17 protein-coding genes and 1 tRNA gene are annotated in these 17,851 nt (G+C 67.5%); 7 read left to right on the top strand and 11 right to left on the bottom strand.

Annotated features, from left to right (window positions below; all coding sequences use genetic code 11):
• The first annotated feature begins 102 nt into the window (after positions 1 to 102).
• Positions 103 to 2,721, top strand: coding sequence for a LuxR C-terminal-related transcriptional regulator (locus ACRCUN_RS11855; RefSeq protein WP_462141833.1), 2,619 nt, complete (start codon positions 103 to 105; stop codon positions 2,719 to 2,721).
• Here the strand turns inward: ACRCUN_RS11855 and ptsP are convergent, their stop codons facing one another.
• From ptsP to ACRCUN_RS11835, 4 genes are read right to left on the bottom strand one after another with little or no spacing between them, the layout of a single operon-like run.
• The gene (gene ptsP / locus ACRCUN_RS11850) at positions 2,722 to 5,151 is read right to left on the bottom strand and encodes a phosphoenolpyruvate--protein phosphotransferase (protein WP_462141832.1); all 2,430 of its coding nucleotides are present in this window, start codon (positions 5,149 to 5,151) and stop codon (positions 2,722 to 2,724) included.
• Complete coding sequence (gene dhaL, locus ACRCUN_RS11845; RefSeq protein WP_462141831.1) at positions 5,148 to 5,783, bottom strand: dihydroxyacetone kinase subunit DhaL; 636 nt, start codon at positions 5,781 to 5,783, stop codon at positions 5,148 to 5,150. The genes ptsP and dhaL overlap by 4 nt, the downstream gene beginning before the upstream one ends.
• Before the next feature lies 1 nt (position 5,784).
• On the bottom strand, positions 5,785 to 6,783 hold the full coding sequence (dhaK, locus tag ACRCUN_RS11840) for a dihydroxyacetone kinase subunit DhaK (protein WP_462141830.1): 999 nt from the start codon (positions 6,781 to 6,783) through the stop codon (positions 5,785 to 5,787).
• 11 nt (positions 6,784 to 6,794) lie between these two features.
• Positions 6,795 to 7,556: an MIP/aquaporin family protein gene (locus ACRCUN_RS11835; protein ID WP_462141829.1), complete on the bottom strand. Its 762-nt coding sequence runs from the start codon at positions 7,554 to 7,556 to the stop codon at positions 6,795 to 6,797.
• Between the two features lie 130 nt (positions 7,557 to 7,686).
• Here ACRCUN_RS11835 and ACRCUN_RS11830 point away from each other — a divergent pair, with 130 nt between their 5' ends.
• Positions 7,687 to 8,424, top strand: coding sequence for an IclR family transcriptional regulator (locus tag ACRCUN_RS11830; RefSeq protein ID WP_462141828.1), 738 nt, complete (start codon positions 7,687 to 7,689; stop codon positions 8,422 to 8,424).
• A 2-nt stretch (positions 8,425 to 8,426) separates the two neighbouring features.
• Here the strand turns inward: ACRCUN_RS11830 and ACRCUN_RS11825 are convergent, their stop codons facing one another.
• Positions 8,427 to 8,627: a hypothetical protein gene (locus tag ACRCUN_RS11825; RefSeq protein ID WP_462141827.1), complete on the bottom strand. Its 201-nt coding sequence runs from the start codon at positions 8,625 to 8,627 to the stop codon at positions 8,427 to 8,429.
• Between the two features lie 19 nt (positions 8,628 to 8,646).
• On the opposite strand from ACRCUN_RS11825, the gene ACRCUN_RS11820 reads away from it, so the two are divergent.
• Both ACRCUN_RS11820 and ACRCUN_RS11815 read left to right on the top strand, forming a co-directional pair.
• Complete coding sequence (locus ACRCUN_RS11820; protein WP_462141826.1) at positions 8,647 to 9,006, top strand: DUF488 domain-containing protein; 360 nt, start codon at positions 8,647 to 8,649, stop codon at positions 9,004 to 9,006.
• A 62-nt stretch (positions 9,007 to 9,068) separates the two neighbouring features.
• The gene (locus ACRCUN_RS11815; RefSeq protein WP_462141825.1) at positions 9,069 to 9,680 is read left to right on the top strand and encodes a GNAT family N-acetyltransferase; all 612 of its coding nucleotides are present in this window, start codon (positions 9,069 to 9,071) and stop codon (positions 9,678 to 9,680) included.
• A 14-nt stretch (positions 9,681 to 9,694) separates the two neighbouring features.
• Here ACRCUN_RS11815 and mbtN read toward each other — a convergent pair whose 3' ends face one another.
• The 6 genes from mbtN to crcB (ACRCUN_RS11785) all read right to left on the bottom strand — a co-directional run bounded on the left by mbtN (position 9,695) and on the right by crcB (ACRCUN_RS11785) (position 14,627).
• Complete coding sequence (gene mbtN / locus ACRCUN_RS11810) at positions 9,695 to 10,879, bottom strand: mycobactin biosynthesis acyl-ACP dehydrogenase MbtN (protein ID WP_462141824.1); 1,185 nt, start codon at positions 10,877 to 10,879, stop codon at positions 9,695 to 9,697.
• Positions 10,876 to 12,447, bottom strand: coding sequence for a long-chain-fatty acid--ACP ligase MbtM (gene mbtM / locus ACRCUN_RS11805; protein WP_462142039.1), 1,572 nt, complete (start codon positions 12,445 to 12,447; stop codon positions 10,876 to 10,878). Before mbtM ends, mbtN begins: the two co-directional genes overlap by 4 nt.
• A gap of 5 nt (positions 12,448 to 12,452) precedes the next feature.
• Complete coding sequence (locus tag ACRCUN_RS11800; protein WP_462141823.1) at positions 12,453 to 12,722, bottom strand: mycobactin biosynthesis acyl carrier protein MbtL; 270 nt, start codon at positions 12,720 to 12,722, stop codon at positions 12,453 to 12,455.
• 80 nt (positions 12,723 to 12,802) lie between these two features.
• Complete coding sequence (locus ACRCUN_RS11795; RefSeq protein ID WP_462141822.1) at positions 12,803 to 13,867, bottom strand: putative PII-like signaling protein; 1,065 nt, start codon at positions 13,865 to 13,867, stop codon at positions 12,803 to 12,805.
• Complete coding sequence (crcB, locus tag ACRCUN_RS11790; protein ID WP_462141821.1) at positions 13,864 to 14,232, bottom strand: fluoride efflux transporter CrcB; 369 nt, start codon at positions 14,230 to 14,232, stop codon at positions 13,864 to 13,866. The genes ACRCUN_RS11795 and crcB (ACRCUN_RS11790) overlap by 4 nt, the downstream gene beginning before the upstream one ends.
• A complete protein-coding gene (gene crcB / locus ACRCUN_RS11785) occupies positions 14,229 to 14,627 on the bottom strand; it encodes a fluoride efflux transporter CrcB (RefSeq protein ID WP_462142038.1) in 399 nt (132 codons plus the stop codon). Before crcB (ACRCUN_RS11785) ends, crcB (ACRCUN_RS11790) begins: the two co-directional genes overlap by 4 nt.
• Positions 14,628 to 14,706: 79 nt before the next feature.
• On the opposite strand from crcB (ACRCUN_RS11785), the gene pgm reads away from it, so the two are divergent.
• The 3 genes from pgm to ACRCUN_RS11770 all read left to right on the top strand — a co-directional run bounded on the left by pgm (position 14,707) and on the right by ACRCUN_RS11770 (position 17,731).
• Positions 14,707 to 16,341, top strand: a complete 1,635-nt coding sequence (gene pgm / locus ACRCUN_RS11780) for a phosphoglucomutase (alpha-D-glucose-1,6-bisphosphate-dependent) (RefSeq protein WP_462141820.1) — start codon at positions 14,707 to 14,709, stop codon at positions 16,339 to 16,341.
• A complete protein-coding gene (locus ACRCUN_RS11775; protein ID WP_462141819.1) occupies positions 16,338 to 17,603 on the top strand; it encodes an MFS transporter in 1,266 nt (421 codons plus the stop codon). The genes pgm and ACRCUN_RS11775 overlap by 4 nt, the downstream gene beginning before the upstream one ends.
• Before the next feature lie 55 nt (positions 17,604 to 17,658).
• Positions 17,659 to 17,731, top strand: a tRNA-Ala gene (locus ACRCUN_RS11770).
• Positions 17,732 to 17,851 lie beyond the last annotated feature (120 nt).

Below are 17,851 nucleotides of genomic sequence, written 5' to 3'. Positions count from 1 at the left end.
GCCCGCAAGGATTCAAGATGCGGCATCCGCGAAATGTCGATACAGATATTTGCAGGAGCGTAAAGTCGGCCCGGCACAACGGGCTCACGTTGGGGGTTGCTGTTGTCGGATTGGCCGTTTGTCGCACGGGGAGTGGAGTTCAGCGAGGCTTCACTCGCATTACGTGACGGATCCCGCGGTGTCGTGCTCGCCGGGCCGGCCGGCGTGGGCAAGACTGCACTCGCCCGCGCGCTCGCCGACGAACTCGAATCCGACGGCTGCCCCATGCGTTTCGTTCTCGGTACCGAGACCGGGCAGGCCGTGCCGTTCGGGGCGTTCCACCACGCGCTCAAGTTGCCTGACGCGCACGAGCCCACGGTCATGTTGGCCGCGGCCCACCAAGCGCTGTCGTCCGAGCCCAACCTCGTCATCGTGGTCGACGACGCCCAGCACCTCGACCCACTGTCGGCATTGCTCGTTCAGCAGCTTGCCGTGCACGGGTCGACGAAACTGATCGTCACCATCCGTTCCGGTGAGAGCACGTCGGATGCGGTGACCGCGCTGTGGAAAGAGCAGTTGCTGCTGCGGCTGGATATCGAACCGTTCACCCGCGCGCAGACGGCTGAGTTGGTCTCGACGGTGCTTGACGGTGACGTCGACGATCGGGCCGTCGGAGAACTGCACCGCTTCTCGTCGGGCAGCCCGTTGTATCTGCGCGGCGTGCTCATGGCGGCCATCAGCGACGGCGTATTGGTCCGAGACCACGACCGGTGGCGGCTGCGTGGCCAGTTGCGCCCCAGTGCAGACCTGCACGAGCTCGTGGCCTCGCGGCTCGACACCCTCGCCGACGACGAACGTGATGTCGTGGAAGTGGTGTCGACCGCGGAGGTGCTCGACTGGGACGTTCTGCTCGCGATGTGCGGGCCCGATGCGCTCGCGCGCGCCGAGCGACGAGGCGTGGTCCAGGTGACGAGCGATGCCACCCACACCCTGGTACAGCCCGGTCACCCGATCGTGGGCGAAGTCGCCAGGCGCCGCTGCCCGGTTGGGCGCGAGCGCCAGATCAACACGCTTCTGGCCCAACATCTGTCGGACCATCTCCGCGCGACGGGTAACGGTCCGGCCACCGATGTGCGTGCCCAGATCCAACTGGCCCGGATCATGACCCGTGCCGACGTGGCTCCGGATACGAGCTCGATCACCGATGCCGCCGCCAGTGCGGTCACCATGTCGAATCTGGTTCTCGGCGAGGAACTCGCCGGGTTCTCCCTCGCGCACGGCGGTGGCGTGCACGCTGCGATCGTGCTCGCCGATGCGATCAGCTGGCAGGGCCGCGGCCAGGAGGCCGAAGACCTGTTGGCGCAACACGAACCGGACCCAGACGACGAGCTCGCCGTCGCACGTTGGGGCTGCCTGCGCGCGGCGAATCTGTTCTTCGGTTGCGGTCGACTTGAGCCGGCCCGGTCGGTGCTCGAGGTCGTCCGCGAACGGGTGGGATCCGATCAGATGTTGAGCCTCGTCGTGTCGATGGAGGTGGCGTTCGCGTTCTTCTCCGGTGACCTGCCCGCCGCCATCGCCCTCGGCACGCAGGCACTCAGCACGGACATGTTGCCGACGGCCACGGTATGGACCGCGCTCGCCACCGCGGGCGCGCTGGCGCTGTCCGGTCGGTTCGGTGAGGTGTCCGCGGCGGTGGTGGCCGGCGAACGCGCAGCCGAGCACTGCGAATCGGGACCGCAGCGTTACTCGCTGGCGCTCGCCGACGTCCTCGCGGGCACCGGATCGGGACAGTTGGACAGCGCACAACGGGTCTGCGATCGCTATGCCGCGACGACAGCGGGCGCAAAACAAGCCGACGCCATCGTGTCCGCCCTCACCGGCAAGGTGGAACTGTCCCGTGGGCGTCTGTCGGCCGCGTGCGAGACGTTGCAGGCGTCGGTGTGGACGATGTCGGACGGCCTTCCGCCGGGCTGGCTCATGCTCGTCGCCTCGTGGCTGGCGCAGGCCGAGGCCGCCCGCGGCAACGTCGACGCTGCCGCTGCCGCGCTGGCCAGAGCCGAAGCCGCGTACGGGCCGCAGGTCGATGTGTTCGTGCCCGAACTGGAGCTGGCCCGCTCGTGGTTGGCGGCCACGACCGGCGAGACGTCGATGGCCCAGCAGCACGCGCACCGCGCCGCGCAGATCGCCGGGGCCTGCGGCATGCGCGCGGTCGAACTCGTCGCGCTGCATACCGCGCTGCGGTTCGGCGACCGGTCTCACCATGCCCGCATCCAGCAGTTGGCGGGCCAGCTGGATTGCCCGCTCGCCGACGCCATCGCCATGCACAGTCGCGGGCTCGCCGAACATGACGGTGCGCTACTCACCCACGCGACAGAGGATTTCGAACATCTCGGCGCGCTGATCCTGGCCGGTGATGCGGCTGCCCATGCCGCGCGCGAGCACGCCCGCGCGGGCCACCGGGGCAGCGAACTCGAGGCAGGCACCCGGGCGCACTGGCTGGCCAGCCAATGCGGGGCCGTCACGCCTGCGCTGCGCTGTGCGGCCGACCCGCTGCCGCTCACCGACCGGGAATGGGAGATCGCCAACCTGGTCGGTGTCGGGCTGAGCAATCGCCAGATCGCCGACCGCTTGTGCCTGTCCGTCCGCACCGTGGACGGACACCTCTACCGCATGTTCGCCAAGCTCGGGGTCGAGGACCGCGACCAGCTGTCGCGACTGGTCCGCTTTCGTCCGGCGACCTGATCAGCCCAGTTGCTCGCGCACCGCGGCCGCACTTTCGGCAGACAGTGCCGATTCGGCCACCCGCTCGGCCTGTCGGCGATCGACCGCACGCACGGCCTCCTTCGCCGCGGGTATGGCCGGGGGAGTGACACTCAACGCATCGACCCCGAGTCCGATGAGAAGCGCCGCGGCGCGCTCGTCGGCAGCGAACTCCCCGCACACCGATACCGACGCGTGTCCTGCCGCACCGCGACAGGTCGCGGCGATCAGGCGCAGCAGCCCCGGGTCGAACGTGTCGCCGATGGTGGCGACGGCATCGTTGTTGCGGTCCGCGGCGAGCGCGTACTGCGTCAGATCGTTCGTTCCGATCGACAAGAAGTCGAGGTGGCGCGCGAACACGGCCGATTTCAGTGCGGCGGCAGGCACTTCCACCATCATGCCCACCTGCAGTCCGGCCGGCGGTCGCGGACCGGCACGTCGCACCGCCTCGTCGAGCGACCGGCGCGCGGCCAGCAGTTCGTCGACCGTGCTGACCATCGGGAACATGACGCTCACCGGTGTCTGCTGCGCGAGCCGGGCCACGGCCAACAGTTGGTCGGACAGCAATTCGGGGTGCGCCAGTGAAAGCCGGATACCGCGCACCCCGAGGTAGGGGTTCAGTTCGGCAGGGCCGGGCAGAAACTCCAGTGGTTTGTCACCGCCGACATCGAGTGTCCGAAGCGTGATCCGCTTGCCATCAAGCGATTCGGCGATTTTGCGGTACACCGCGAGCTGTTCGTCGACATCGGGGGCCTGTGCCCGGCCGAGGAACAGGAACTCGGTGCGGATCAGGCCCGCGAAGTCGGCGCCCTGGGCCGCGGCAGCTCGTGCGTCGTCGACCGAGCCGATATTGGCGCCGACGCCGATGGTCACACCGTCGCGCGTCACCGCGGGTTCGGCAGCGCGTGCCCTGGCCTCGCGCTGACGCTGAGCCGATTCCGTGACCCTGGCCTGGAAGTCTTCGCGCACATCGTCGGGAGGGTCGACGATGAACTCGCCACGAGTCCCGTCGACGGCGACGGTGGTGCCGTCCGGAATGGCGAGCACGGTGGGCCCGGCACCGACCACTACGGGAATTCCTTTGGCGCGCATGAGAATCACGTTGTGAGCGTGCGGGCTGCCGAAGGCCAGCAGTACCGCGGCGACCCGTTGCGGGTCGAGTTCGGCGGCCTCTGCCGGCGTGAGGTCGCTCGTCACCAACACGCCGCTCGCGGAATCCGAGGCGGCGGTGGTGCCCAGCATGGCCCGCAGCACCTGCCCGCCGACCGCGCGGACATCCTCGGCCCTGGCCTGCTGATACGGATCGGGCAGTGCAGCGAATTGCGCAGCCAGCTCGGACACGGCCGCCGACCAGCCCGCCGCGGCGTTGTGGCCCTGATCGATTCGCCGCCGCGCACCGCCGAGCAGCGCATCGTCGTCGAGCAGTAGCTGGTGGGCATCGAAGATCGACGCCTCGGGTTCACCTACGTCACGTGCGGTCCTGGCGCGCAGCGCGGTGATGGCGCGCCGCACCTCGGCGATCGCGGTGCCGAGCCGGCGCCATTCGACCGCCGGATCCTCGCCAGGGGTGTCCGGGACCGAGATGTCGCCTGCCCCCGCCGAATACGCCGGTCCGATACCGAGCCCGGGTCCCGCCCCGATGGGCGCGTGCGACGTGGCGGGAGCCGGTATCGACGGGGTATCGGCCGTCGACTCGTCGAAGTTGCGCGCGGCCAGTGCGAGGATATGGTCGAGCGCTTCGGGGGCCTGACTGCCCGACACCGCGACCTCCACCTCGTCACCGCAGCGCACGCCGAGCGTAGCGATCGCCGACAGGCTGCCGGCGTCGACCCACGGAGAATCGGTGCGCCGGTTGCGGACCCGGACACGAGCGTCGCGGCGTCGCACCTCACCCGCCAGCCGTGCGGCGGGGCGGGCATGCAGCCCGTGCGGGTTGGCGACGACGAAAGTGCGCGTGAGTTCGTCGGCACCCGCGGCCATGTCGGTCGCCGGCGCAGGCGACGCCGGACCGAGATGGGCGATTTTGCCTGCCAGCGCTCCGGACGCCTCAGCGGCGACTTCGGCTGCCGACGCACCGCCTGCCGCCGCGACCGCGGCCACCACCAAGCCCTCCACCAATGGCGCCGGGCACAGCACGGTACGGGCCCGCGCCTCGTCGTCGAGCAGTTCCAACGCCAGTTCGGCAGACAGCACCGCGCTGCCGAGATCCATCAGCACCACTGCGCCGTCACCGGTGTCGGCGCTCGTCACGGCGTCGAGGATCTCGGCGGCGTCGGTACCGAACGTGGTCTCGTCAAGGCCGGCCGCGACCGCGATCCGAATTTGCTTGCCGTGCAGCATTTCCTGCGCCAGTGCCACCGCTGCGCGCGCGAGTGGCCTGCTGTGGGATACGACGACCAGACCCACCGTCATGTCGAGCTCCTGCCCGCCACCGTTGCCGCGGCGCCGATCAGCAGTGCGGCCGACGTCGCACCTGGATCGACGTGTCCCACGCTGCGCTGCCCGAGGTAGCTCGCGCGGCCCTTGCGGGCGACCATCGATTCAGTGGCGTCCCTGCCTTTCTCGGCAGCGGCGGACGCGGCTGCCAGACCGTCCGGCAGACTCGCGCCCGAGGACAGCGCCGAGTCGAGCGCGTCGAGCGCGGGTGCCAAGGCGTCGAACATCGTCTTGTCGCCGGCCTCGGCGCGGCCCCGCTGTACGACGCCGTCCACACCTGCCCGCAATGCCTTGGCGAAGTCCGCGTCGCTCACCGTGTCGCCGGAACCCAACGCTGGTGCCATTCTCAGGAAGAACGTGCCGTAAAGCGGGCCACTGGCTCCGCCGACGGATTTGACGAGCGTCATGCCCACCTGCTTGCACAGGGCGGCCATGTCGCCTGGCGCCGTATCGGCGAAGGCCGCGATCACCGCCGTCATGCCGCGCTCCATGTTGATGCCGTGGTCGGCATCGCCGATGGCCGCATCGAGATCACTGAGGTTCTGCGCGTTCTCGCCGATGACCCGGGCGTACTCGCGGACCCATGCGGTCAGCGTGGTCAGATCCATGTCAGCATCCCTTCCGTAGCGCGGGCGTGTTCACCGGGTGATCCCATAGCCGCAGCAGATCGTCGTCGGCCTTCAGCACGGTCACCGAACAACCCGCCATGTCCAGGCTGGTGATGTACGGGCCCACCAGGGAGCGCGCGATCCGAACCCCGGCCTTGTCCAGGATGGCCGCGAATTCCGAATACATCACGTACAACTCGATGAGCGGCGTGGCGCCCATGCTGTTGACGAACAAGATGACGCCGTCATCGCCGGTGAAGTCGAGATCGGCCAGGACAGGCTCGGCCATGAGTTCAGCAACGGCGCGTGCCGGTTGGATCGGGACCCGTTGCCGTCCCGGTTCGCCGTGAATTCCGATGCCGACCTCGATCTCGGTGTCCGGAAGGTCGAAGGTGGGATGGCCGACGGCAGGGACTGTGCACGATGTCAGGGCAACACCCATGCTGCGGGACGCCGCGTTGACCTTGCGCGCGACCTCGGCGACATCGGCCAACGACCGGCCCTGCTCGGCCGCCGCGCCTGCGATCTTCTCCACCAGCACCGTGGCGCCGACGCCACGCCGTCCCGCGGTGTAGGTGCTGTCCTGAACCGCGACATCGTCGTCGACGATCACAGACTCGACCGTGATGCCTTCCGCGGCAGCCAGTTCGGCAGCCATCTCGAAATTCATGACATCACCGGTGTAGTTCTTGACGATGTGTAGCACGCCGGCACCACTGTCGACGTTCTTCGTCGCCTCCAGCATCTGGTCGGGCACCGGCGAGGTGAACACCTCACCCGCGCACGCGGCGTCGAGCATGCCGGCACCCACGAATCCGCCATGGAGTGGTTCGTGGCCCGACCCGCCTCCCGAAATGAGGCCGACCTTGCCTGCCACCGGTGCATCGCCGCGGTAGACGATGCGGTTCGTGTGGTCGACGCGCAGTTCCGGGTGGGCAATGGCCATGCCGCGCAAGGCTTCACTGATCACATCGGCAGGATCGTTGATGAGCTTTTTCATGGTGGGCATCCTCATGCTGCGGTGGTGGTCTGGGCGGGTGCGGGTGCGGTGGCCGGCGGAGCGTCGGCCCGGGTCCGGGAAATGGCGACGTAGGCCAGCGCAGCCAGCGCGCCGGCGAGGAATTCGGCGGCGAGGTAGACGGGCAGTTGGTTCCACGACACCGAACCGCCTGCGATCTGTTGGACGAGCATCGGGCCGAATGTGCGTGCCGGGTTGATCGAGGCGCCGGTGGTCGGTGCCACCGGGATGATCGCGGCGAACACCACGAGACCGATCGCGACGCCGGCGAAGCCTGCGGTGGCCTTGCGGTGTATCACGCCGAAAACGGTGAACACGAGAATGAACGTACCCACGAACTCGGCGAAAAACGCCTGTACTGCGCTGATGTCGGCGGTGTAGGTCGCGATGCCGAGCCCGGCGTCGCGGGCCGCGGTACCGAGGACGCCGATGATCGCGGCTGCGCCCGCGACCGCACCGAGCGCCTGGGCGCCGATGTAGGCGGGTACGCGCGACCACGGGAACTGACCGGTGACCGCGAGTCCGAGTGTCACGGCCGGGTTGATGTGGTTGCCGGATATATGTCCGAGGGCGTAGATCGTCGCCACCACCACGGTTGCGAAGGCGAACGAGATCATGCCGAGGTCGGCCATCGTGAACGGCGCGTCACCGTTGACGATGATCGTCGCCGGTACCGATCCGACCCCGACGAAGACCAAAAATGCGGTTCCGAATGCCTCAGCCGCCAATTTCTGGGGTAACGAGGGCTCGTCCATGGCGTTCTCCTGGAGTGTGAGTCGACGATCTCGGATGTCATTCGATAATGTCGAATGTGATCTGGAACATACGCTTATGCTTCGGTGAACACAAGGGCCGAGCGGACAGGGGGCAACGATGATCCAGGCGGTGGATCGTGCGCTCCGCATCCTCACGGTGCTGGGTGGCGGACGCCGGATGAGCCTCGGCGAGATCGCCGCGGCGATCGAGCTGGCCCCATCGACCGTGCACGGCCTCGTGCGCACGCTGCTCGCGCACGGCATGGTGCAGCAGGAGTTGGACAGTGGTCGCTACCGGCTCGGCCCGGCGACGCTGCGGCTCGGCAACGTCTACCTGGACACGCTCGAACTGCGCTCGCGCGTCACGATTTGGGCCGAGAACCTGGCTCGGCGGACCGGCTGTGCGGTGCGGACGGGGGTGTTGTTGTTCGACGAGGTCGTTGTCGTCGCACACGAACCCCGGCCGGACGGCACCCGGCAGATGCCCGAGGTCGGGATCGTCATACCGGCTCATGCCAGCGCGCTCGGCAAGGCCATGCTCGCGTTCCAGGCCGAGCGCCCGCCGGTGACATCGTTGCGCAGCATGACCGGTGAGACCATGACCGATCCGGCGGCGTTGGCCGATCAGCTTGTGGAGGTGCGGACGACCGGTATCGCCACCGAGGCCGAAGAAGCTGTGCTAGGTGAATGTTCGGCAGCCGCAGCGGTTTTCGACACCACCGCCGAGGCGGTCGGCGCGATCAGCTTGGTCGTGCCTGCCGCGCGATGGCCGCTTTCGCCCGACGCGATCGACGCATTGCGCGACACTGCCCGCACCATCTCCCGGGAACTGGGCGCGCCGGTGTGGCCCCCGCGCCCTGCGACGTAGGTCTACTCGGGTTCCTGGCTGCTCGAGCGTCCACCCACGTAATCGAGAAGGCTCGGGTCGATCGAGGTGAATCTGTCGACTTCTTCGCCGCCGTCGCACCGCAGGAGCGCGACGGTGAGGCCGTCTTTGGTTCGCGCGATCACCTGCCAGTGGCCCCCCGAGTCCACCCAGCGCTGCAGATCGGCGACGCGATCTTCACTCATGCTTCTACGATGGCACGCCATGGGGGATAAGCGGCAGGTGCGGTTGGCGCGGGTTTACGACCAACCCGAACCGGGCGAGGGGACCCGGGTCCTGGCTGACCGCCTGTGGCCGCGTGGCATGCGGAAAACGGATCCTCGGGCCGGGACCTGGTTGCCGGGTGTGGCGCCCTCCACCGAACTGCGCCGCTGGTATGACCACACGCCGGAGCGGTTCGACGAGTTCGCCGAGCGCTATGCCGAGGAACTGTCGGCGCCCGCGGGTGCTGCCGCACTGGAAGAGTTGCGCGCCATACAGCGCGACGGCCCCGTCACGCTGGTGACGGCAACCCGTGAGCTCGAACTGAGCCACTTGACGGTGCTCGCCAAACTCCTCGTCTGAATCGCGACGGATCAGAGGAAGGTAAACCTACCCTCACTGGCTACGGTAGGCTCGGCGCTCAAATGACCGAGATCGATGAGGCGCTCGAACCTGTTCTGAAGCGCGAACTGACGGATGTTTCCGATGCGGTGCGTGCGGTCCCGGCACCGCCCATCCCGGTGGTGGCCGAGCCATACGGCATCCGGCTCGCCGCCGCCGACGATGCCGAGATGGTGTCCGAGTGGATGAACCGCCCACACCTCGTGGAGGCCTGGGAGTACGACTGGCCGCCGGAGCGCTGGCGGCGTTACCTGCAGGCGCAACTCGACGGTGAGTACTCGCGACCGCTGATCGCCAGCTTCAAGGGCACACCTGCCGGCTACATCGAGGTCTACCGGGCCGCGAAGGATTCCATTGCGCCGCGCTACGACGCCGATCCGCACGACGTCGGTCTGCACGCCGCGATCGCCGATCTGAATCTGGTGAACAAGGGGATCGCCCCGTTCCTGCTGCCGAAAGTCGTGGCAAGCGTTTTCGAGCTCGACCCGAAATGCCGGCGCATCATGTTCGACCCGGATCACCGCAACACCGGTGCACGCCGGGTCTGCGAGTGGGGCGGCTGCACCTTCCTTGGCGAGCACGACATGTCCAACCGGCGTATGGCCCTGTACGCGCTGTCGCGCACCCCGGCCTGACTCCCCGAAGGGAATCAGTCCTGCCCGAACTCGGCGTATCCCTCGTAGTCGGGCTTCATGGCTGCAGCCACCAACTCCCACAGCACTTCGTCGGTGCCGCCGCCAACGCGGGCCAGCTTCATGTCGCGCCACCACTTGCCCAGCGGTGTCTCGTCGACCAGATAGCCCGAGCCGCCGAAGATGTGCATGCACTCCGAGAGCACTTCTTCGCCGAGCCGCGCGGCGGTGACCTTGATTGCCGCAGCGGCGCGCAGGTCCAGCTTGCCGCCGGCGGCGATGCCGGCCAGACCGTGGCGTAGCAGGTCCACCCGCGCCTGCAGGTCGGCCATCCGCATGCGCAGCGCCTGGTGCTCATAGAGCGTGTGGCCGAACTGGCGTCGTTTCATCATGCGGGCCAGGGTGATTCCGAGGACGCGCTGTGTTGCGGCAGCCACCTGCCCGGCGATCGACATGCGCTCGTGCGCCAAGCCCCACGAGATCGCCGCCAGTCCCGTGCCGGCCCGCGCGACGAGCGCATCGGCGGGCACCCAGGTGTCGATGTGCACCGCAGCCGTGTCGAGCGGTCCGGCACCGACCTTGCGGTAGGGCGTCTGCACCTCGACCTGGGCCGTAGGGACGGCGATGACGACGACGTTGCCGTGCCTGCTGGTCGGGTCATGGTCGACGTTGCGCGCCACCACCATGATGTGGTCGGCGATCGGCGACAGCGAAACGAACTTCTTGATGCCCTTGATCTCGAAACCGTCCCGGGCCGTGCGCACTTCGGTCTCCACGATCTGCAGATCGGAGCCACCGGATGCTTCCGAGGCGCCGATGCACAGCACCGCCTCACCGCGGACCGCCTGCTCGCAGATGGTGCGCAGGTAGTCGTTCTTGCCGAAGCGGCGCAGGATCGAGATCGCGGAATCGTGCAGGCTCACGCCGACGCCGATGCCCGCGGACCCCGTGCGCCCCAGCGAAAATGCGAGCTCGATCAGCTTGGCCACATCCGGTTGCTGACCGTCACCCCACTTCTCCCTGAACACGCCATTGCGCCCGAGGTGTTCGATGAGCTGACGCGGAAAACGTTCGGTCTCTTCGGCTTCCGCGGTCCAGGCCTTGACCTGATCGTCGAACACCCGGTCGAGCAGGTCGCGGTATTCGTCGATTGTCGTGGTGGCCGGTGTCCGTTCCGCTGAGGTCTTTGTTGTCGCGGTCATGACTTCACACTCTCCAGATGTTGTTTGACCTCCAGCCGGCGCAGCTTGCCCGAGGAGGTGCGTGGTAGTGAACCGGGCGGTAGGAAGACCACATCTGCCGGCACCACACCGCATTCCGATGCGACGCGCTGCACGACTTCGCTTCGGGCCCATGACTCGTCGGCGCCACGGAACTCGGCGGCGATCACGAGTCCGGGTCGTATCGCGCGCTCGTTGGTCCCAACGGCGACCACCGCACCTTCGCGAACACCCTTCACCTGCGCGGCGATACGCTCGATCTCGGTCGGGAAGATGTTGCGCCCGGCCACGGTGATCAGCTCCTTCTTCCGTCCGCAGATCACCAGTCCGCCGTCGACGAAATAGCCGAGGTCGCCGGTCGGGAACCAGTCGTCGCGATTGATCGGCGGCTCGCCGCGGTATCCCGACATCATCGAGGTGCCGCAGATCTCGAGTTCGCCCACCTCACGATCGGAGATGCCGGCGTTGTCCTCGCTGGGCCGCAGCCGCATCTCCATGCCGGGGATGGCCTCGCCGAGAACGGCCAGCTTTTGCATGTTGGCACCGTTTTCGGTCTCGACCTTGATCTCGTCGATCTGCAATCCGACGCCGGGAACGGGAATGGTCACAGCGCAATTGGATTCGGCAAGGCCATAGGACGGGCACAGGCTGCCCGGGTCGAAGCCGAAACGGGCCAGTTCGCTGCCGAACCGAGCCGTACCGTCACAGTCGACCGGCTCGCCGCCGTTCAGCGCGAACCGCAGCGAGGACAGATCGACGTCGACGAGCCGCCGGGTGTACTTGCCGATCAGACCGTAGGCCATATTCGGCGCTGCGGTCAGCGTGGCGCGGCTTTCGGTCAGCCAATGCACCCAGCTGAACGGTGATGCCGCGAAGGCCGTCGTGGGTGCTTGCCAGACCTCACAGCCGGCGAACACCCCGGTGAGGAGGAACGTCAGACCCATGTCGTGGTACAGCGGCAGCCATGAGCAACCGACATCATTGCGGGACAGGCTGATTCGTTCACCGAGGCCGCGAAGGTTGGCCAGGACGGCCTCGGGAGGGATCTGCGCCGTGCGCGGAACCCCGGTCGAGCCGGCCGTGCCCTGCAGCACCGCGAACTCGTTTGCCGGAGCGGCGAGATTCAGCGTGGATGAGCGCTTGTCGTGGGCGACTTCGGTGTCGTCGTGGATCCGCAGCGCGGTGTCGCCGCTGCGCAGTTGTTCGAGGTATTTGCCGTGACTGAACACCGATCCCACGCCGATTCCAGCGAGGCGCGTGAGCGTCGACCGCACCCACTGGTCGGGATCTGAACCGCGCACCGGTCCAGGCAGAATCGACAGCGCAGCCCCGGACACCAGGGCTCCGATGATGGCGGCGACGGATTCGACGCTCGGTTCGGCGACCACACCGACGGCCGCGGACCCGTCCTCACCGATTCGCTCTGCGACGTTTTCGGCGCGTGCGTACACCTGGCCCCACGGATGCCGGCTCCACGTGCGGTTCTCGGAGTCGAAGATGACAAGATCCGCGCTGCTGGTCGTCAGCGACTCCGACAGCGCTGCGCCCAGGGGGTTCACCGGTTGCTCTGGGCGGCAGGAACTTTCGCCATGATGGCGGCCTCCAGATCGCCCACGGTGTCGCAGCTCAGCAGATCTTCTTCGGAGAGCGCTACGCCGAGCTTGTCCTCGATGGCCACCATGCCGACCGCGAAGGCCACCGAGTCGAGGCCGACGTCGTCAACGAGCCGGGAATCCCGGGTCACCCTGCGGATGTCGACGTTCATGTCGTCGCGCAGGATCTCGGTGAGGGCGGCGCTGATCGCTTCAGGGGATGTTGACTGCATGGGTTGGGACGGTACACCTGAAAGTAAAGTTAGGCTAGGCTTACATATACCTGTGAACACCCTGAAAGGATGCTGGGAGCTCAGTAGTCGTGCCGGCCGAGATCCGTGCTGCCGGAGCGGTATCCGGCATCCACGGTGGTCGCGGACGGGACCAGCTCGGAGGTCACCAGGCCGTGGGCGGCAGTCAGGCCGTCCACGATGTCGAACGTCGCAGCGATCCGATCCGGGGAATCCACGACGATCGTGGTCACCGGAACCTCGCGACCAAGCTGAAACAGTCTGTCCCCGTGGGGATTACCGTTGTCGCCGAAGCCCCAGACGCCACGCAGCACGGTTGCGCCACCGGCCGCGCCGGATTCCAGGACGCTTCGCACGATCGCCCGGTGAATAGGCACACCGGCGTGCAACGCGGTCTCGGACGTGTGGATCATCAGCTTCTGCCACAGAGCGCGGCCTTGATTGTCTTGCGACGGTATCGCTTTCGGGCGGCTCAGCAGTTCGCCGTTGCGCTTGCACAGCTGCGCGCGTTCGACGGTGAACAGCGGCTCGGTCAACAGCTTTGGCAATTCGGCGAGCACCGCGGCGACTTGCTCGCCGGTACCGATTGCGATGATCATCATCGGAACATCGGCGTTGCGGCTGAAGAAACGGGCGCGGCGCCGCTGCCCGCGGACGGTGCCGTCGACACCGAGGAACACCGTGGCCCCGGCGAACCCGTGGCGATGCAGTGCCGCGCAGACCGCGCGGTACGCCGGTGCGCCGGCGACCCGGTGATGGCGGCCGACGTAGATGGTCAGTTTGGCCGTCTCGGGTACGGCGGGCGGAGATCCGGCGCTGACCAGAACAGCGCGTTCGAGTGTGATGAGCCCGCGGGGGATCATCGCGACCGCTTGTTCGGCCAGTGCCGCGATCTTGCCGGCAGCGTCGACCGCCGCGATGGTGACCGGCGGATCCTCGGACATGCTCAATGTCTCGTCGGTCCGCAACTGCTGGCGCGGACCGAAGCTTGCGATGCCGCGCAGCAGGACGCTTGTGGCGACGTTGGTCTCGCCGTACAGGTTGAGGAGTGCATCGGCGGCGAACCGCTGCTCGTGGCGCTGCCGTTCGCCGAAATAGGCGGTCAGCTTGAGGTAGTCGTCGCTCACAACCGTCCCCCCAACCACACGCCCAGCCATGCAGCCGTCAGACCGAGAACGACGCTGACGATGATGTTGGCCGCCGCGGGCCCCACTCGACGCTCCTCGGTGAGGCGCTGGGTTTCCAACATCCAGGTGGAGAAGGTCGTGTACGAGCCGACGAATCCGGTGCCGACCAGAAGTGCGGTATGCGGGCTGAGCGCCAATCCGGCGAGGAATCCGAGCAACACCGCGCCGCTGACGTTGACGACGAGCGTGCCGAACGGGAAGCCGCGGGTCAGTCGTTTGGATACGGCCCGATCCACCAGGAAACGGCAGACCGCGCCCGCCCCGCCCAGCAGTGCCACGCCGGTCCACACCAGTGTGGTGGTCATGCGCGCACGCTCACCCGGCGCACCACGGCGGTCCCGACGGCCACCGCGAGCAATCCCGCGACGACGCTGCCGGCGGTGTATCCGGCGGCCAACGCCCAATGCCCGTGCTCGAGCATCCTGATGGTCTCGACCTGCATGGTCGAGAACGTGGTCAAACCCCCGCACAGGCCGGTGCCCAGCAACGGCCTGCGGTAACTCGACACCGGCAGGCGTTCCAGCAGCCGGGTGGTGAAGTAACCCAACAGGAATGCGCCGACGATGTTCACGCAGAACGTCGGCCACGGCCACCGCCCGGGATCGGGAGCCAGCAGCGTCTCGAGACCGGCGCGCGCCAGCGTGCCCAGTGCCCCGCCGACGAACACCGCGGCAAGCTCTCGTGGGTCGTGGCCGAGCATGCGGAACATGGGGTAAAAGTATGGCGGCAACTCGGCGACTGCCGCGCACCGACATTCGCCAGGTAGCAGAATCGGTTCCATGGCTGCCAATCCACGAGCCGGACAACCGGCACTACCCGAGGACCTCATCGACGTCGCACAGGTGGTGACCGCGTACTACACCAGGCGGCCTGACCCGGAGGACGTGGCCCAGCAGGTGGTGTTCGGCACGTCCGGGCATCGCGGTTCGAGCCTGGACTCGGCGTTCAACGAAGCCCACATCCTGGCGACCACGCAGGCCATCGTCGAGTACCGCGCGGCGCAGGGCACCACCGGCCCGTTGTTCATCGGCCGCGACACCCACGCGTTGTCGGAGCCGGCGTGGGCTTCCGCGCTGGAGGTCCTGGCCGCCAATGACGTTGTGGCGATGATTGATTCGGCTGACCGCTACACGCCGACGCCTGCGGTCAGCCATGCAATCCTTACGTTCAACCGAGGCCGAGATACAGACCTGGCTGACGGAATCGTCGTCACCCCGTCTCACAACCCGCCCCGCGACGGCGGGTTCAAGTACAACCCGCCCAACGGCGGGCCCGCCGACACCGACGCGACGGGCGCCATCGCCAAGCGGGCCAACGAGATTCTGCGTGACGGGCTCAAGCCGGTGAAACGCATGCCGCTGGCCCGCGCCCTGCAGACCGCGCAGCGCCACGACTATCTCGACGCGTACGTCTCGGATCTTCCGAACGTCGTCGACCTGCATGCGATCCGCGCGGAGGGCATCCGGATCGGCGCCGATCCGCTCGGCGGGGCCAGCGTCGACTATTGGGGTGCGATCGCCGAACGGCACAACCTCGACCTCACCGTGGTCAATCCGCTCGTCGATGCGACGTGGCGGTTCATGACGCTCGACACCGACGGCAAGATCCGGATGGACTGCAGCTCACCGAACGCGATGGCCTCGCTCATCGCCAATCGGGGGAGTTACCAGATCGCCACCGGCAATGACGCCGACTCCGACCGGCACGGCATCGTCACGCCTGACGGCGGACTGCTCAACCCGAACCATTACCTCGCCGTCGCGATCGACTATCTGTACACGCACCGGCCGAACTGGCCGGGCAGCACCGCGGTGGGCAAGACGGCGGTCAGCAGCTCGATCATCGACCGGGTGGTGGCCGGGCTCGAGCGCAAGTTGGTGGAGGTTCCGGTCGGGTTCAAGTGGTTCGTGGACGGGCTGATCGGCGGCAGCATCGGGTTCGGTGGCGAGGAGAGTGCCGGTGCGTCGTTCTTGCGCATGGACGGGTCGGTGTGGACCACCGACAAGGACGGCATCATCCTGGCGTTGCTGGCCTCGGAGATTCTCGCCGTGACCGGTTCGACGCCGTCGCAGCGATATGCCGAGCTCGCCGAACGCTACGGGGCGCCGACCTACGCCCGCATCGATGCGCCCGCCGACCGTGAGCAGAAGGCGCGGCTTGCCAAGTTGTCACCCGAGCAGGTCACCGCCACTGAACTCGCCGGTGAGCCGATCACCGCGAAGCTGACCGCCGCACCTGGTAACGGCGCCGCGCTGGGCGGGCTGAAGGTGACGACCGAGAACGCGTGGTTTGCCGCACGGCCGTCAGGCACCGAGGACGTCTACAAGATCTATGCCGAGTCGTTCCGCGGCGCCGACCATCTGGCGGAGGTGCAGCAGGCCGCCAAGGACGTGGTGAATACAGTCATTGGGTGAGTTCTGTAGCGGAGGGCGACTGTTCCAGCCAGACAAAGCCCAAGCTGCCCGGTGAAGTCTGGGTTCTGATCGTCGCCAACGCGGTGATCGCCCTCGGCTACGGCGTCGTCGCGCCGGTGCTGCCGTCCTACGCCCGTCACTTCGGCGTCAGCATCAGCGCCGCGACCTTCGTCATCACCGCGTTCGCCCTGATGCGGCTGTGCTTCGCGCCGGCCACCGGCATGCTGATCCAGCGGCTGGGGGAGCGGCGGATCTACGTCAACGGTCTTGTCATCGTGGCGTTGTCCACCGGCGCGTGTGCGTTCGCGCAGACCTATTGGCAGCTGCTGCTGTTCCGGTCGCTGGGCGGGATCGGCTCGACCATGTTCTTCGTCTCGGCGCTCGGACTGATGATCCGGGTGAGTCCCGAAGACGCTCGCGGTCGCGTGGCGGGCATGTTCTCGTCGGCATTTCTGGTCGGTTCGGTCGGCGGGCCGGTGCTGGGCAGCCTCACCGCGGGGCTCGGGCTCAGTGCGCCGTTCTTGATCTACGGCGCGGCCCTGCTCGTCGCGGCCGCCGTCGTGTTCATCAGCCTGCGTCATTCGTCGCTGGCCGCGCCCGCCCCGGAAGAAGGCGACAAGGTGACGTTGCGCACCGCGCTGCGCAACCGGGCCTACCGTGCTGCGCTGCTGTCGAACTTCGCCACCGGCTGGTCGGCATTCGGGCTGCGCATCGCTTTGGTGCCGCTGTTCATCGCCGAGGTGTTCCATCGCGGTGCCGGCATGGCCGGGCTGGCCCTGGCCACCTTCGCGATCGGCAACGTTTCCGCCGTGATTCCGAGCGGCTACCTGTCCGACCGCGTGGGCCGGAAAATGCTGCTCATCATCGGGCTCACGGCGGCGGGTATTTCGACGGTCCTCGTCGGCTTCACCGATGGCCTGACGCTGTTTCTCGTCAGCGCCTACATCGCCGGCTTCGCGACCGGCATCTTCACGTCGCCGCAGCAGGCCGCGGTCGCCGACATCATCGGCAACAAGGCTCGCGGCGGCACGGCCGTGGCGACGTTCCAGATGATGGCCGACGTCGGTTCGATCGGCGGTTCGTTGCTTGTCGGTCTGATCGCGCAGTACCTGTCGTTCTCCTGGGCGTTCGTGATCAGCGGGGCGATTCTCCTGCTGGCCGCCCTGGGCTGGACATTTGCGCCCGAGACCCGCCCGAGGCCGCCCGCGGAGCACACGCCGGCCCGTCCCCTCGGTCCAGAGGCCGGCGGCGAGGTCCCCTGACCAGCGATTTTGAACCAGGGGTGGCCGTGGTGTAACTTCGATGAGCACGACATCAGGGGCTATGGCGCAGTTGGTAGCGCACCACACTGGCAGTGTGGGGGTCAGGGGTTCGAATCCCCTTAGCTCCACGTTTTGAAGCCCGCTTCTAGCGGGCTTTTTTATTGCGCGGACGTGCCGCGTCGAGGTCACATGCGTCACACCGGTAACGCCAGGACAGGACGAAGTACTTTCTCAAGTGCGATATCACG

The sequence above is a fragment of the Mycobacterium venezuelense genome, assembly GCF_054919535.1.
The sequence above is the reverse complement of the archived record's forward strand: the minus strand, read 5'-3'. Positions and strand labels throughout refer to the sequence as shown.